The organism is Geobacillus kaustophilus (assembly GCF_000948285.1).
GTDB lineage: Bacteria > Bacillota > Bacilli > Bacillales > Anoxybacillaceae > Geobacillus > Geobacillus thermoleovorans_A.
Window position 1 is genome coordinate 489,416 of the sequence record NZ_JYBP01000003.1, and the last position, 14,507, is coordinate 503,922.

Sequence of the window (14,507 nt, forward strand, 5' to 3'; positions counted from 1 at the left end):
GCGCGATGAAATGGTCAGAAATCAGCATTCATACGACGCATGAGGCCGTTGAGGCGATTTCGAACATTTTGCATGAAGCGGGCGCCGGAGGCGTCGTCATCGAAGATCCATACGATTTGGTCAAAGAACGGGACGACTGGTACGGCGAGATCGTCGAGCTCAACCCGGACGACTACCCAGAAGAAGGGGTGATCATTAAGGCATATTTGCCGGTCAACAGTTTTCTTGGTGAAACGGTCGAACAAATTAAGCAGGCGATTAACAATTTATGGCTGTATGATATCGACCTTGGCAAAAATAAAATTACATTGAGCGAAGTAAACGAAGAGGAATGGGCAACGGCGTGGAAAAAGCATTATCATCCGGTGAAAGTGTCCGAAAAGTTTACGATCGTGCCGACGTGGGAAACGTACGAGCCGGCGTCTAGTGATGAGCTGATCATCGAAATGGATCCGGGCATGGCATTTGGGACCGGCACGCACCCGACAACAGTCATGTGTCTGCAGGCGCTCGAAAAGTACGTGCGCCCCGGCGATCATGTCATTGACGTCGGCACCGGCTCCGGCATTTTAAGCATCGCCGCGGCGATGCTTGGCGCTCGGTCGGTGCGGGCGCTCGATTTGGACCCGGTGGCGGTCGACAGTGCGCGGCTGAACGTGAAGCTCAATAAGGTGCAGCATATCGTAACGGTGTCACAAAACAATTTGCTCGACCATATCGAGGAACCGGCTGATGTGATCGTCGCCAATATTTTAGCGGAGATCATTTTGCGCTTTACCGGTGACGCCTACCGGTTGTTAAAGCCAGGCGGCCGCTTCATCACGTCTGGCATCATTCAGGCGAAAAAGCAGGACGTCAAAGACGGGTTGCTTGCCGCCGGCTTTGCCATTGAGGAAATCAACGTGATGGAAGACTGGGTGGCGGTTGTCGCCATGAAACCGTAAGCAAAGAAGGGATGGCTGTGCAGCGCTATTTCGTTTTCGGCCAGGCGCAACAAGAGGGGATCGTCGCGATCAGCGGCGATGATGCCCATCATATCGCCCGCGTCATGCGCATGAAGCCGGGGGACGGGATCATTTGCGTCTTTCCAGACGGGCGCGCGGCGGTGTGTGAAATTCAACAAATTGCCAATGAGCATGTGCAAGCCCGTATTGTACAATGGAAAGAGGAGCGAAGCGAGCTGCCGGTGCGCATTTACATCGCCCAAGGGCTGCCGAAAGGCGAAAAGTGGGAGCTTGTCATCCAAAAGGGAACAGAGCTTGGCGCCGCCGGCTTTCTTCCGTTCGAAGCCGCCCGGTCGGTCGTGAAATGGGACGCGAAAAAGGCGGAGAAAAAAGTCGATCGATGGAAAAAATCGCCAAAGAAGCGGCTGAGCAGGCTGAACGAACGGTGGTGCCGGACGTGCGGGCGCCGCTTTCATTTGTCGAACTCCTCGCCTTTGGCCAAACGGTCGATGTTCGGCTGTTTGCCTACGAAAAAGAGGCGCGAAACGCCCGGCATGCCGCGCTTCCGGCGCTTCTTTCCCGCCTCCGTCCGGGCGGCGCGTTGCTGGCTGTCTTCGGGCCGGAAGGCGGGTTCAGCCCGGAAGAAGCAGAACAGCTTCGGCAGCACGGCTTTTCGCCGTGCAGCCTTGGGCCGCGCATTTTGCGGACCGAAACAGCTCCGCTCTATTTGCTTTCCGCCGCCTCTTATGAATGGGAGCTGCGCGCGCCGAACGGCGAAGCGGAGCGCGCTTAGTGAGCAGCATTGGCTGTTTCTGATAAAAGTTCGGTCCCGCTGATCCTTAAGCGGGGGCAGAGTGAGGTGAACAAGATGCCGACAGTGGCTTTTCATACACTAGGCTGCAAAGTCAATCATTACGAAACCGAAGCGATTTGGCAGCTGTTTAAAAAAGCCGGCTACGAGCGAAAAGAGTTTGAAAGCCGTGCGGATGTGTATGTGATCAACACGTGCACGGTGACGAACACCGGCGATAAAAAGAGCCGTCAAGTCATCCGTCGTGCGGTGCGCCGCAATCCGGACGCCGTCGTCTGCGTGACCGGCTGCTACGCGCAAACATCGCCGGCTGAGGTCATGGCCATTCCGGGCGTTGATATTGTCATCGGCACGCAAGACCGGCATAAAATTTTGGATTACATCGAGCAGTTCCAGCGCGAGCGCCAGCCGATCAACGCTGTTCACAACATTATGAAAACGCGCGTTTTTGAGGAGATGGATGTGGCGGAATTCACTGATCGGACGCGGGCGTCGCTTAAGATCCAAGAAGGGTGCAACAACTTCTGCACGTTTTGCATCATCCCGTGGGCGCGCGGCTTAATGCGCTCGCGCGATCCGCAGGAAATCATCCGCCAGGCGCGCCAGCTGGTTGCCGCCGGCTATAAAGAAATCGTTCTGACCGGCATTCATACAGGCGGCTATGGCACCGATCTGAAAGACTATAACTTTGCGTCCTTGTTGCGCGATTTAGACGAGCAAGTGCCGGGGCTGAAGCGGCTCCGCATTTCGTCGATTGAGGCGAGCCAAATTACCGATGAAGTGATCGATGTTTTGAAGCGTTCGGACAAAATCGTCCGCCATTTGCACATTCCGCTCCAGTCTGGGTCGAATACGGTGCTCAAGCGGATGCGCCGCAAATATACCGTGGAATTTTACGCGGAGCGGCTCGCCCGGTTGCGCGAAGTGTTTCCAGAGCTGGCGGTGACTTCTGACGTCATCGTCGGCTTCCCAGGCGAGACGGAAGACGAATTTATGGCGACGTACAACTTTATTCGTGAACAACGGTTTTCCGAGCTGCATGTCTTTCCTTATTCGAAGCGGACCGGCACGCCGGCGGCGCGCATGCCGAACCAAATCGATGAAGAAACGAAGCATGACCGCGTCCGCCGCTTGATCGCTCTGTCCGACCAATTGGCGAAAGAGTACGCCTCCCGTTTTGAAGGGCAAGTGCTCGAAGTCATTCCGGAAGAGCGTGACAAGGAGCGGCCGGATTTGTACGTCGGCTATACAGACAACTATTTGAAAGTCCGCTTCCCGGCAACCGAGGAAATGGTCGGTGAACTTGTCAAAGTGAAGATTACGAAAGCCGGCTATCCTTATAACGAAGGGGAGTTTGTCCGCATCGTGCCGGATGAGGCGGTTCATTCGGTAAAATTAAGCTCATAACTTCGCATGGCCAAGGCGAGACGCGAAATCAGCTTCGTGCCGTGCCCCAGCTGATGCTGGGGTTTTTCTTTTTTCCCCGGGGACACTACAGATGGCAGCTGGTTTTTGTCGAAGGAGCATGGTATGATGGTAGACGTCAGACCTTCCATCTTGACGGAAATGGCAGAAAGGGGTTTCTCCGAATGACGATGAATATCGCAAAAATGATCGATCATACGCTGCTCAAACCGGAAGCGACGGAACAACAAATCGTGCAACTGTGCACGGAAGCAAAGCAATACGGCTTTGCTTCCGTGTGTGTCAACCCAACGTGGGTGAAAACGGCGGCGCGCGAGCTTTCCGGCACGGATGTCCGCGTCTGCACGGTCATCGGCTTTCCACTTGGGGCAACGACGCCGGAAACAAAGGCGTTTGAAACAACGAACGCCATCGAAAACGGCGCTCGCGAAGTTGACATGGTGATCAACATCGGCGCGTTAAAAAGCGGACAAGACGAGCTTGTCGAGCGCGACATTCGTGCGGTTGTCGAAGCGGCGGCTGGCAGGTCGCTTGTCAAAGTGATCATTGAAACGGCGCTTTTGACCGATGAGGAAAAAGTGCGCGCCTGCCAGCTCGCAGTGAAAGCCGGCGCTGATTATGTGAAAACGTCGACCGGGTTTTCGGGCGGAGGTGCGACGGTGGAGGATGTGGCGCTGATGCGGAAAACGGTCGGCGACAGAGCAGGCGTCAAAGCATCAGGCGGCGTCCGCGACTGGAAAACCGCTGAGGCGATGATCAACGCCGGCGCGACGCGCATCGGCACAAGCTCTGGGGTGGCGATCGTCACCGGCAGGACGGGCCGCGCTGACTACTAAGCCCGGTTTCGGTCATGCAAAAACAGAATGACCTTTTCGATGGCGCCGACAAATGGAAGAGCAGCCACTGAGCAAATGACGTTGAACAAGACGCTCACATGAGCGAGCTGCACATCAGGCGCTGGGCTGAGCCTAGCGGCAAAACTGGCGAGCGGCTCGGTCCAAAAGGCGAACAAAGCGGCGCCGACGACGTTCAGCCATAGATGGGTGTAGGCGGTCAGCTGGGCCTCTTTGCTGGAGCCGATCGAAGCCAAAAGTCCAGTGATGCACGTACCGATGTTGGCGCCAAGCAACAGAGCAATCGCCGCGGACAGCGTCAAAAGCTGTTCGTTTAAAAATCCCATGGCGATGCCGATCGTTGCCGCGCTCGAGTGGACGAGAGCGGTGAGGACGATGCCGGCAAGAAGGCCGACAGCGACGGATCGGTTCGTTTCTTTAAGCCATGCATCAACGAACGGATAGGCGGCAAGCGGTTTAGCGAGGCTGCCAAAGCCGTCCATGGCAAACAGCACAGCGGCGAGGCCGACAGCGGTCATGCCGATGCCGAGAACAAGGTGATGGCGGCCGAAAAAAACAAGCAGCGCGCCGCTTATAAGAAGTGGGATGGCGCCATCGCCGATATCAAGCGTCATCAGCTCGGTCGTGATCGTCGAGCCGATATTGCTGCCTAAAATGATGCCGATCGATTGGCGGAACGACAAGTAGCCGGCGGCGACAAGGCCGACCGTCATCACCATCACCGCTGAGCTGCTTTGCAAAAGAGCGGTCGTCGCCAAACCGGCGGCAAATCCTTGCAGCGGCGTGGCGGTAAAGCGCATGAGCCACCGTTTTAACCGATGGCCGGACAACGTGTAAAGCCCAGCTTTCATCATAAACATGCCAAGAAGAAACAAAGCGGTGTAAATGGCAAACAGCATCAGAAACGACCCCATGGGCGATCCCCCCTTTCACCCTATATGTATGGGCCTTGTCCGCGGGTGATGACCGTTTTTTCAGCGCGGGGAAGAAGCGGCCAGCAGGACGCCGCTGCTTTTTTTATTGACCTTTTCTGTCAGCATGTATTATAATTGACAAGTACAATATGCAATGGTTGTTGTTCGGAGGGAGGGAAGCAGGATGTCCAAAACGATCGTTCGCAAAAATGAGTCGATCGACGACGCTCTTCGTCGCTTTAAGCGTGCCGTTTCGAAAACGGGCACTTTGCAAGAAGTGAGAAAGCGCGAATTTTATGAAAAGCCAAGCGTCAGACGGAAGAAAAAATCTGAGGCGGCTAGAAAGCGCAAGCACTAAGAGCATGCATTAAAGAGGGTGTATAATCGGTGAGTCTTCTCGATCGTTTGAATGACGATATGAAGCAGGCGATGAAAAACAAAGAGAAAGAAAAACTGTCTGTTCTCCGGATGCTGAAAGCGGCGCTGCAAAACGAAGCGATCAAGCTCGGAAAAAGCCCGCTCTCGGAAGACGAAGAGCTGACGGTTCTTTCTCGCGAACTGAAACAGCGTAAAGACTCCCTCCAAGAATTTGAAAACGCTGGCCGTTCAGATCTTGTCGAAAAAGTGAAAACCGAAATTGAAATTGTTCAATCGTATATGCCAACGCCGCTGACAGAGGACGAGCTGCGCGAATTGATCGAGCAGACGATCAAGGAAGTCGGCGCCTCTTCGAAAGCGGATATGGGAAAAGTGATGGGCGCGATCATGCCGAAAGTGAAAGGAAGAGCGGATGGTTCGCTCGTCAACAAACTTGTCCAACAACAGCTGTCATAAATGCAATGGGCCTTGCCGGCAGGCGGGCCCGTTGTTTTTGAAAAGCGGTGCTAGAACCCCCTTTTGTCTCATACATATGAGATGAAAGGGGGTTCTTTTTGATGGTGAAAAAATGGCGCCAGCAGGTGAAGCGGTGGATGGCGGAAAAGCTTGAACTTCCCGCCGACATTATGATGGACCTGCCCCGCATTACGATGGTTGGTCACATACATATTTACATTGAAAACCACCGCGGGCTGCTCGCGTTCAGCGATAAAGAGCTCCGCCTTTTGCTGCGGAACGGACAGCTCGTCGTCCGCGGCGAACAGTTTGTGATTAAAACGATTTTGCCGGAAGAAATTTTGTTGGAAGGACAAATCAGACAAGTCGTTTATATAGATGAATAGCGAGGAGGAACGGAGATGAAAAACGAATGGGTCGACACGCTCGCCGGCAGTGTGCGGGTCAAAGCGAGAGGGAAAGGGATCGAACGGTTGATCAACACCTGCGTCCGCCAAGGGATTGTCGTCTGGAACGTGAAAAAGCATAGCGCGGATACCGCGACGTTTTTCATTAAGCTCAGCGACGTGAAACGGCTGCGCCATGTCGCCCGGCAAAGCGAATGCAAACTTTCGTTTGTCGGGAGAACCGGGCTGCCGTTTTTTTGGCGGCGAGCCTGGCAGAACAGCGGGTTTTGGCTCGGCTTGCTCCTTTTTATAGCGATTGTGTTTTTGCTTTCGAACATCGTTTGGAAGATCGAGATCAAAGGGGCGGCTCCAGAGACGGAGCATCAAATTGCCCGCGAGTTGAAGCGAATGGGAGTCGAGCGCGGCGCATTTCAGTTTCTGCTTGATGACCCGGAGACGCTGCAAAAAAAGCTGACGGAACGCGTTCCGGACATCACGTGGGTCGGCGTTGAGTGGAAAGGGACGTCGCTTCACTTCCGCGTCGTTGAAAAAGAGATTCCGGAGCCGAAAAAACCGATTCCACCGCGTCATCTCGTGGCAAAAAAAGAGGCGGTCATCGCTGATTTGTTCGTTGAAGAGGGACAACCGCTCGTTTCCGTCAACGACTATGTGCAAAAAGGCCAGCTGCTTGTTTCTGGCATTATCGGCGCTGAAGGGAGGACGAAGTTTGTGCCGGCGTCAGGGAAAGTGTTTGGCGAAACATGGTACAAGTCTACGGTCGTCCTGCCGCTCGAGACGACGTTTCGTGTGTTGACCGGCAAGTTCACCGAACGGCATTATGTCGGAATCGGGCGCCTTTTGATCCCCGTTTGGGGATGGAAGAAGCCGGTGTTTGCCCATACCATCGTTGAGACAGAAAAACGGCCGTTTCGTTTTTGGAAATGGGACTTGCCGCTCTATTACGAGCGCATCACGATCCGCGAGGCGGAAGAAGTGAAGCGGCGCTACACGTGGGAAGAAGCGTTCGCGGAAGCGAAAGAGATCGCCCGCCGCGAGCTGAGGGCGAAATTGCCGGAGGAGGCGGCCATTCGCAGCGAAAAAGTTTTGCATCAGGCGAAAGAGAATGGTAAAGTAAGGGTAGAATTGCATTACGAAGTCATCGAAAATATTGCTGTACCACAACCCATCGTCCAAGGAGATTGAGAATGTCAGAGCAGTTCGTTACGATCAGCCAACATGTGCGAAACCCGCAGGAAGCGGTGGCGCTCTTTGGCGTTCATGACATCCATTTAAAGCGGATCGAGGAAGAGCTTGGCGTGTCGATTGTGACGCGCGGGGAAACGGTCAACGTCTCCGGCGCGCCGCAGCAAGTTCAGCTCGTTGATGAATTGCTTCGCCATTTATTGATCGTCATTCGCAAAGGGGCGGCGGTCAGCGAGCGCGACATTATCTACGCCATCCAGCTGGCGAAAAAAGGGGCGCTTGACGGCCTTGTTCAGCTGTACGACGAGGAGATTACAAAAAACGCCAAAGGAAAGCCGATCCGCGTCAAAACGTTGGGCCAGCGCTATTATGTTGCAGCAATTGAACAGCACGACTTGACGTTCGGCATCGGCCCAGCCGGCACCGGAAAAACGTATTTGGCGGTCGTCATGGCGGTCAAGGCGTTAAAAAACGGCAGCGTCAAGCGCATCATTTTGACTCGTCCGGCCGTTGAGGCCGGAGAAAGCCTCGGCTTTTTGCCCGGCGACTTAAAAGAGAAGGTCGACCCGTATTTGCGCCCGCTTTATGACGCTTTAAACGATGTGCTCGGCGCAGAGTACACGCAGCGGCTGATTGAGCGCGGCACGATTGAAATCGCCCCACTCGCCTACATGCGCGGCCGGACGCTGGAGGATGCGTTCGTCATCCTTGACGAGGCGCAAAATACGACGCCAGCGCAAATGAAAATGTTTTTGACCCGGCTCGGCTTCGGCTCGAAGATGGTCATTACCGGCGATATTTCCCAAGTCGACTTGCCGAAGGGCGTCGAATCGGGGCTTTCGGTCGCCAAGCGCATTTTGGCCTCCATTAGCGGCATCGCCTTTGTGTTTTTGGAACAGTCGGATGTCGTTCGCCATCCGCTCGTCGCGAAAATTATTGATGCCTATGATGAGGCGGGCTTATAGAACGAGAGCGACGGGATCGGTCTTTTCTTGCAAAGCGAGGGGAAAACCGGTGGGAAGGTTTCGTTTTTTTCTTGAGCGGACAAAAACAGTCCGCTTTGTCCGCTTTTGGCTGTTTTTGCTTTTGGCCGTTCTGTTGTTTGCCGTTTTGTATTGGCAAGTGAAGCCTCGCCAGTATGAGCTGCGTTTGTTTGACGTGGCTAAGGAAACGATCCGTTCGCCGGTGACGGTCGAGGACAAAGAGGCGACCGCCAAGCTGAAAGAAGAGGCGGCGGCGAAAGTAGCGGATGTCTATACGTTAAAAAAAGAATATGCTGAAAACCGGGTCGATCTTCTTTCCTCGCTGTTTGCCGCGATGGAAAGCGTGCAGCACGAGGCGGAGCCGGACCGCCCGCTCGGCGATATGATCGCCAAACTTGAGGAACGGCTGCCGCCCGAATGGCTTGCCTATTTGTCTGCCGCTGAATGGCAACGGCTGCTTGCCGCCTCGCCGGAGGAGCTCAAGACGGCGAAGGAAGCCGCCTTGACCGCGGTGCATGCCGTCATGAGCAAGCGCATTTCCCAAGCGGAACTTGACACGGCGCGGGCGGAAGCGGCCAAAGAGCTTGAATACGCTGCGCTGTCGCCGCCGCTTCGCGAGGCGGTCGCGAAGCTTTGCCGACAGGCGGTCATTCCGAACGTCGTCTACGATCGGGCGGCGACGGAAGAAAAACGGCGGCAGGCGATGGATGAAGTGAAGCCGGTGAAAATTTTGCAAGGGCAAGTGATCGTCGAGGAAGGACAGTTTATTACGAATGATGTTTACCGCCGGCTCGAGCTGGTCGGCTTGCTTGAGAGCGGGCGTCCGTCTTGGACCGCCGCTGGGCTTTTGGTGTTCGTTTTGTTGCTGCTTGCTCCGCTCATTTACTATTTTCGGACGGAAACGACGAATGAAAAGCTGTCGCTTTATACAGCCATTTTTACGTTGATGATGACGACAATGGCGCTCATTCGCCTTCTTCCATCCAGCGGCGCTGTTTCCATCGGTTTCCTTGTGCCGGCGGCGTTCGGGCCGATGCTCGTCCGCATTTTGCTCGGAGAGCGGCTCGCGATGATGACGACCATCATCGGAGCAGTGTGCGGCAGTTTGCTGTTCAATGAGGAAATTGGAACGGCCGGCGCGGTGTCGGTGTCGTTGATCGTTTACTTTCTTGCCGGCGGCCTGGCCGGGACGTTTTGTCTGCCAAAGGAGCTGGCGAAAGCGAACATTTGGCGGGCCGGCGTGTTTGTCGCGGCGGTCAATATCGTTTCGCTTTTTTCGCTGTTGCTGTTAAAAAACGGCCGCTATTCGCCGACGGAAATCGGCTTGTTGGTGCTGATGGCGGCGGCCTCAGGGGTTTTTTCTGCCATTTTGACGATCGGTCTCTTGCCGGTGTTGGAGGCGGCGTTTGGCATTTTGTCGCCGCTTCGGCTCATTGAACTGTCCAATCCGAACCATCCGCTCTTGCGCAAGCTGCTCACTGAAGCGCCGGGGACGTACCATCATAGCATTATGGTCGCCAATTTGGCCGAAGCGGCGTGCGAGGCGATCGGCGCCGACGGCTTGCTGGCGCGCGTCGCCTGCTACTACCATGACATCGGCAAGACGAAGCGGCCGCACTATTTCATCGAAAATCAAATAGGCGGCAATCCGCATGACCATTTATCGCCACAGTTGAGCAAAAATATTATTATCGCCCATGTCGCCGACGGCGTCGCTTTGCTGCGCAAGCACCGGCTGCCGAAGGAGATCATCGACATCGCCGAACAGCACCACGGCACGACGCTGCTGAAGTATTTTTATCATAAGGCGCGCGAGCAAACCGAGTTTGTCTCGGAAGCGGAGTTTCGTTATCCCGGGCCGAAGCCGCAGACGAAAGAAGCGGCGGTCATCAACATCGCCGACAGCGTCGAAGCGGCTGTTCGCTCGCTATCCAACCCGTCGCCGGAAAAAATCGAGAAGATCGTTCGGTCGATCATCGCTGATCGCTTGCAGGACAACCAGCTGAACGAGTGCGACATTACGCTGAAGGAGCTGGAACTTGTCGCCCGTTCGCTTTGCGAGACTTTAAACGGCGTCTTCCATTCGCGCATCGAATACCCAGAAGTACGAAAGGAAAAGGTGAAGCATGCATGACCATTCACATTGATTTTCTAGATGAAACGAACGAGGTGACCGCTGAGCAAATCGAGACGATCGAGCGGCTGCTCGCCGAGGCGGCGGCCCTTGAAAACGTGCCGGACGGGGCGGAGGTGAGCGTCACATTTGTGGACAACGAACGCATCCGCGCGATGAATCGCGACTATCGCGGCAAAGATGCGCCGACCGATGTGCTTTCGTTTGCTCTTGAGGAGGAAGGGGAAGAAGAGGTTCACATCGTCGGCGCTGATATGCCGCCGGTGCTCGGCGATATCGTCATTTCGATTCCGAAGGCGAAAGAGCAGGCGGCGGCCTATGGACATTCGTTTATGCGCGAGCTCGGGTTTTTGGCTGTGCACGGTTTCTTGCACCTGCTTGGTTACGATCATGGGACAGAAGAGGAAGAGCGCGTCATGTTCGCCAAGCAGGAAGATATCTTGGTGAGGTTCGGGCTGACAAGATAATGCGCGGCAAACGAGAGCGAGACCGGTTTGCTTGGGCATGGGCGGGAATGAAGGCGGCGGTGAAAGAGGAAGCTCATTTGCGCTTCCACTTGTCGGCCGCTGTTGTCGCCTTTGCCGCTGGGTGGGTCGTTGGGCTGTCGCGCTGGGAGTGGATCGTGCTGCTCATGGCGGTCGGCACGGTCATTGTGCTTGAGCTCGTCAACACGGCTATTGAGCGCGCCGTCGATTTGGCGACGGGTGAGTTTCATCCGTTGGCGAAAGCGGCGAAAGACATCGCTGCCGCGGCGGTGCTCGCGGCGGCCGGATTTGCGGTTGTGATCGGCCTTTTGCTGTTTTGGCCGCATCTTCGCTAAACAAATGAGAGAGAAAATTCTAATTTTTCTGTTACATTTTGATTTCAAATGATGAAATGGATGGCGTTTTTTTGTAAAATAAAAGAAAGCAGCGTTTGCTTGCAGGAAAGGAAGAGTCACTCGTGGAGATTGAGCAGCTCATTGCCGAAGCGAAAAAAGCGCGCGAACTCGCCTACGTGCCGTACTCGAAGTTTCCAGTCGGCGCCGCGCTGTTGACGAAAGGCGGCAGTGTGTACCGCGGCTGCAACATTGAAAACGCCGCCTACAGCGTGTGCAATTGTGCGGAGCGGACCGCGTTGTTTAAGGCATATTCGGAAGGGGAGAAGGAATTCACTGCTCTTGCGGTCATCGCCGACACTCCCCGCCCGGTGCCGCCGTGCGGCGCATGCCGCCAAGTGATCGCCGAACTTTGCCACGGCGATATGAAAGTCATTTTAGCCAACCTCAAAGGCGATGTGAAAGTCATGACAGTCAGCGAATTGCTGCCAGAAGCTTTTTCAGCGGAGGATTTGCATGCGTAAAGAAGGATACAAATCAGGATTTGTTGCCATTATCGGAAGACCAAACGTAGGAAAATCGACGTTTTTAAACCGCGTCATCGGGCAAAAAATCGCGATTATGAGCGATAAACCGCAAACGACGCGCAATAAGATTCAAGGCGTGTACACGGACGATGACGCGCAAATCATCTTTATCGACACGCCTGGGGTGCATAAACCGAAGCATAAGCTCGGCGACTTTATGATGAAAGTGGCGCTCAATGCGCTTCGCGAAGTCGATTTGATTTTGTTTATGGTCAATGCCGAGGAAGGATTTGGGCGCGGTGAGGCGTTCATCATCGAACGGCTGAAAGAAGTGGACACCCCGGTGTTTTTAGTCATCAATAAGATCGACCGCGTCCATCCGGATGAATTGTTGCCGCTCATTGACCGATACAAAGATTTGCACCCGTTTGCTGAAATCGTGCCGATTTCGGCGCTTGAAGGGAACAATGTCGACCGCCTGCTTGAGCAAATTAAAGAGCGGCTGCCGGAAGGACCGCAATATTATCCGCCGGACCAGATCACGGACCATCCTGAGCAGTTTATCATCGCCGAGCTTATTCGCGAGAAAGCGCTTCACTTGACGCGTGAGGAAGTTCCGCACTCGATCGCTGTCGTCGTCGAACGCATCGAGCGGCGGGAAGGATCGGGAACGGTGTACATTAGCGCAGTGATCGTGGTGGAGCGCGATTCGCAAAAAGGAATCATCATCGGCAAGCAAGGACGGATGCTGAAGGAAATCGGACAGCGGGCGCGCGCTGACATTGAAGCGCTGCTTGGGTCAAGAGTGTTTTTGGAGCTGTGGGTCAAAGTGCAAAAAGACTGGCGCAACCGTCTGGCGCAGCTGCGTGATTTCGGGTTCCGTGAAGACGAGTATTGACGGTTAGAAAATTTTACGCGACATAAACCGTTTTTGCCTGAGCCAACCTATAGGTAGACCACCAATACGCAATGCCTGCAGGCGGAAAGAGGTGTCATTCCATGCTTGAGTTTACGTGGAAGCTGTTTAGCCAAACAGGCAATATCGACACGTACCTTCTATTTAAAGAGTTGGAACGCGAGCAACAGTTTGGCGGTGAAGAGCAAAACGCTGAACAGAAAGAAATCGACCAGCCGATCTCGTAGCATCGTTGTTGGTAGAAGCGGTGGTGAGGGGATGTTCGAAACGTGTGAAGCGATCGTCATGCGGACGGTCGATTATGGCGAAACAAATAAAATTGTCACATTGTTTACCCGAGAATGGGGAAAGGTGGCTGCGATGGCAAGGGGAGCGAAAAAGCCAAGCAGCCGCCTTTCTGCTGTTACCCAGCCGCTCTCATACGGCCATTATGTCATCCGCCGCAGCCGCGGCGTCGGCGTTCTTCACCAGGGAGAGCTCATCGACTCGATGCGGGCGCTGCGCGAAGATTTGTTTGCCGCCGCCTATGCGGTGTATATTGTAGAGCTCACCGACAAAAGCACGGAAGAGCAAAAGCGCAATCCGTACTTGTTTGAGCTTCTTTTGCAGACACTACAATATATGAGTGAAGGCCTCGATTTAGAGATTTTGACGTTCATTTACGAAATGAAAATGCTTCGAGTGCTTGGCATTCCGCCGGTGCTGGACCGTTGTGCCCGCTGCGGGGCGACGGAGGGGCGTTTCTCGTTTTCCGTCAAGGAGGCGGGCTTCCTTTGCCATCGCTGCGAGGCGTCCGATCCCCATCGGTTCCCGCTCTCTTCGGCTTCCGTCCGGCTGTTGCGCCTCTTTTTTCATATCGATCTTGCTCGGCTTGGGTCCATATCGGTGAAAGAAAGCACAAAGATGGAGCTGGGCGCCGTATTGTCCGCCTATTATGATGAATATGCCGGCCTGTCGCTGAAGACGAAGCGTTTTTTGCAGCAAATCGGTGAACTGAAAGACAAGCTCAGCCCCGACGGAGGGCAAGGAGCATCATTTTCATTGTGAATGGGGCGTGTAGTATAATATAAATGAGAGTGATAGCGTGTGGGACCTTTTTTGGCAAGGTGGTGAACGACAATCGAACTAAATAAACGCCAAGAACAGATTTTGCAAATTGTGAAAGACTACGGGCCGATCACTGGAGAAAGCATCGCTGAGAAACTGAACTTGACGAGGGCGACGCTGCGGCCGGATTTGGCCATCTTGACGATGGCTGGCTACTTGGAAGCGCGGCCGCGCGTCGGCTATTTCTATACGGGAAAAACCGGCAAGCAGCTGTTCGCCGATAAAATGAAAAAGATGAAGGTCGAGGATTACCAATCGATTCCGGTTGTCGTCAATGAGAATGTGAGCGTCTATGATGCGATCGTCACGATGTTTCTAGAGGACGTCGGCACGCTGTTTGTCGTCGATGATGAGTCGTTGCTTGCCGGGGTGCTGTCGCGCAAAGATTTGTTGCGCGCAAGCCTTGGCAAGCAGGAACTGACGGCGATTCCGGTCAATATTATTATGACGCGGATGCCGAACATCGCCGTTTGCTACAAGGACGACCCGCTCATTGACGTGGCTGAACAGCTGATTGAAAAACAGATCGATGCCATGCCCGTCGTGCGCAAAAGGGAGAAAGGATATGAAGTGATCGGCCGTATTACGAAAACGAATATAACGAAAGCATTCGTGTCGCTAGCCAAAGAGGACTAATCCAAACAAAGGAGGA

Annotated in this window: 17 protein-coding genes and 1 pseudogene; 17 read left to right on the plus strand and 1 reads right to left on the minus strand. The window is 54.3% G+C overall.

What is annotated here, in order from left to right:
- Positions 1–5: 5 nt before the first annotated feature.
- From prmA to deoC, 4 genes and pseudogenes are all read left to right on the plus strand, one after another.
- Complete coding sequence (gene prmA, locus LG52_RS02905) at positions 6–944, plus strand: 50S ribosomal protein L11 methyltransferase (RefSeq protein WP_013144703.1); 939 nt, start codon at positions 6–8, stop codon at positions 942–944.
- Positions 945–1,054: 110 nt separating this feature from the next.
- Positions 1,055–1,737: pseudogene (locus LG52_RS02910) on the plus strand (16S rRNA (uracil(1498)-N(3))-methyltransferase).
- Between the two features lie 75 nt (positions 1,738–1,812).
- On the plus strand, positions 1,813–3,162 hold the full coding sequence (mtaB, locus tag LG52_RS02915; RefSeq protein WP_044730791.1) for a tRNA (N(6)-L-threonylcarbamoyladenosine(37)-C(2))-methylthiotransferase MtaB: 1,350 nt from the start codon (positions 1,813–1,815) through the stop codon (positions 3,160–3,162).
- A gap of 182 nt (positions 3,163–3,344) precedes the next feature.
- A complete protein-coding gene (gene deoC, locus LG52_RS02920; RefSeq protein ID WP_044730792.1) occupies positions 3,345–4,016 on the plus strand; it encodes a deoxyribose-phosphate aldolase in 672 nt (223 codons plus the stop codon).
- Here deoC and LG52_RS02925 read toward each other — a convergent pair.
- Positions 4,013–4,948, minus strand: a complete 936-nt coding sequence (locus LG52_RS02925) for a Na/Pi symporter (RefSeq protein ID WP_044730793.1) — start codon at positions 4,946–4,948, stop codon at positions 4,013–4,015. The genes deoC and LG52_RS02925 overlap by 4 nt on opposite strands.
- A gap of 184 nt (positions 4,949–5,132) precedes the next feature.
- Between LG52_RS02925 and rpsU the strand changes: the two genes are divergently transcribed.
- The 13 genes from rpsU (at position 5,133) to LG52_RS02985 (ending at position 14,491) form a co-directional block, all read left to right on the plus strand.
- The gene (rpsU, locus tag LG52_RS02930) at positions 5,133–5,306 is read left to right on the plus strand and encodes a 30S ribosomal protein S21 (RefSeq protein ID WP_008879912.1); all 174 of its coding nucleotides are present in this window, start codon (positions 5,133–5,135) and stop codon (positions 5,304–5,306) included.
- A gap of 29 nt (positions 5,307–5,335) precedes the next feature.
- Positions 5,336–5,782 carry a GatB/YqeY domain-containing protein gene (locus LG52_RS02935; protein ID WP_011231976.1) on the plus strand — a complete coding sequence of 149 codons (447 nt, stop codon included), beginning with the start codon at positions 5,336–5,338 and terminating at the stop codon, positions 5,780–5,782.
- A 101-nt stretch (positions 5,783–5,883) separates the two neighbouring features.
- Complete coding sequence (gene yqfC / locus LG52_RS02940; protein ID WP_044730794.1) at positions 5,884–6,168, plus strand: sporulation protein YqfC; 285 nt, start codon at positions 5,884–5,886, stop codon at positions 6,166–6,168.
- 15 nt (positions 6,169–6,183) lie between these two features.
- Positions 6,184–7,371: a sporulation protein YqfD gene (gene yqfD, locus LG52_RS02945; protein ID WP_044730795.1), complete on the plus strand. Its 1,188-nt coding sequence runs from the start codon at positions 6,184–6,186 to the stop codon at positions 7,369–7,371.
- A gap of 2 nt (positions 7,372–7,373) precedes the next feature.
- Positions 7,374–8,336: a PhoH family protein gene (locus tag LG52_RS02950; protein ID WP_044730796.1), complete on the plus strand. Its 963-nt coding sequence runs from the start codon at positions 7,374–7,376 to the stop codon at positions 8,334–8,336.
- A 49-nt stretch (positions 8,337–8,385) separates the two neighbouring features.
- Entirely contained in the window at positions 8,386–10,488 is a 2,103-nt protein-coding gene (locus tag LG52_RS02955; protein WP_044730797.1) for an HD family phosphohydrolase, read from the plus strand.
- Positions 10,485–10,955, plus strand: a complete 471-nt coding sequence (gene ybeY / locus LG52_RS02960; protein WP_044730798.1) for an rRNA maturation RNase YbeY — start codon at positions 10,485–10,487, stop codon at positions 10,953–10,955. Before LG52_RS02955 ends, ybeY begins: the two co-directional genes overlap by 4 nt.
- Complete coding sequence (locus tag LG52_RS02965; RefSeq protein ID WP_044730799.1) at positions 10,955–11,308, plus strand: diacylglycerol kinase family protein; 354 nt, start codon at positions 10,955–10,957, stop codon at positions 11,306–11,308. The genes ybeY and LG52_RS02965 overlap by 1 nt, the downstream gene beginning before the upstream one ends.
- Before the next feature lie 122 nt (positions 11,309–11,430).
- Entirely contained in the window at positions 11,431–11,829 is a 399-nt protein-coding gene (locus tag LG52_RS02970; RefSeq protein WP_013144713.1) for a cytidine deaminase, read from the plus strand.
- Positions 11,822–12,730 carry a GTPase Era gene (era, locus tag LG52_RS02975; protein ID WP_044730800.1) on the plus strand — a complete coding sequence of 303 codons (909 nt, stop codon included), beginning with the start codon at positions 11,822–11,824 and terminating at the stop codon, positions 12,728–12,730. Before LG52_RS02970 ends, era begins: the two co-directional genes overlap by 8 nt.
- A 101-nt stretch (positions 12,731–12,831) precedes the next feature.
- Positions 12,832–12,975, plus strand: coding sequence for a YqzL family protein (locus LG52_RS18650; RefSeq protein ID WP_011231967.1), 144 nt, complete (start codon positions 12,832–12,834; stop codon positions 12,973–12,975).
- Positions 12,976–13,006: 31 nt separating this feature from the next.
- On the plus strand, positions 13,007–13,795 hold the full coding sequence (recO, locus tag LG52_RS02980; RefSeq protein ID WP_044730801.1) for a DNA repair protein RecO: 789 nt from the start codon (positions 13,007–13,009) through the stop codon (positions 13,793–13,795).
- A gap of 72 nt (positions 13,796–13,867) precedes the next feature.
- Positions 13,868–14,491: a helix-turn-helix transcriptional regulator gene (locus LG52_RS02985; RefSeq protein ID WP_269430052.1), complete on the plus strand. Its 624-nt coding sequence runs from the start codon at positions 13,868–13,870 to the stop codon at positions 14,489–14,491.
- Positions 14,492–14,507 lie beyond the last annotated feature (16 nt).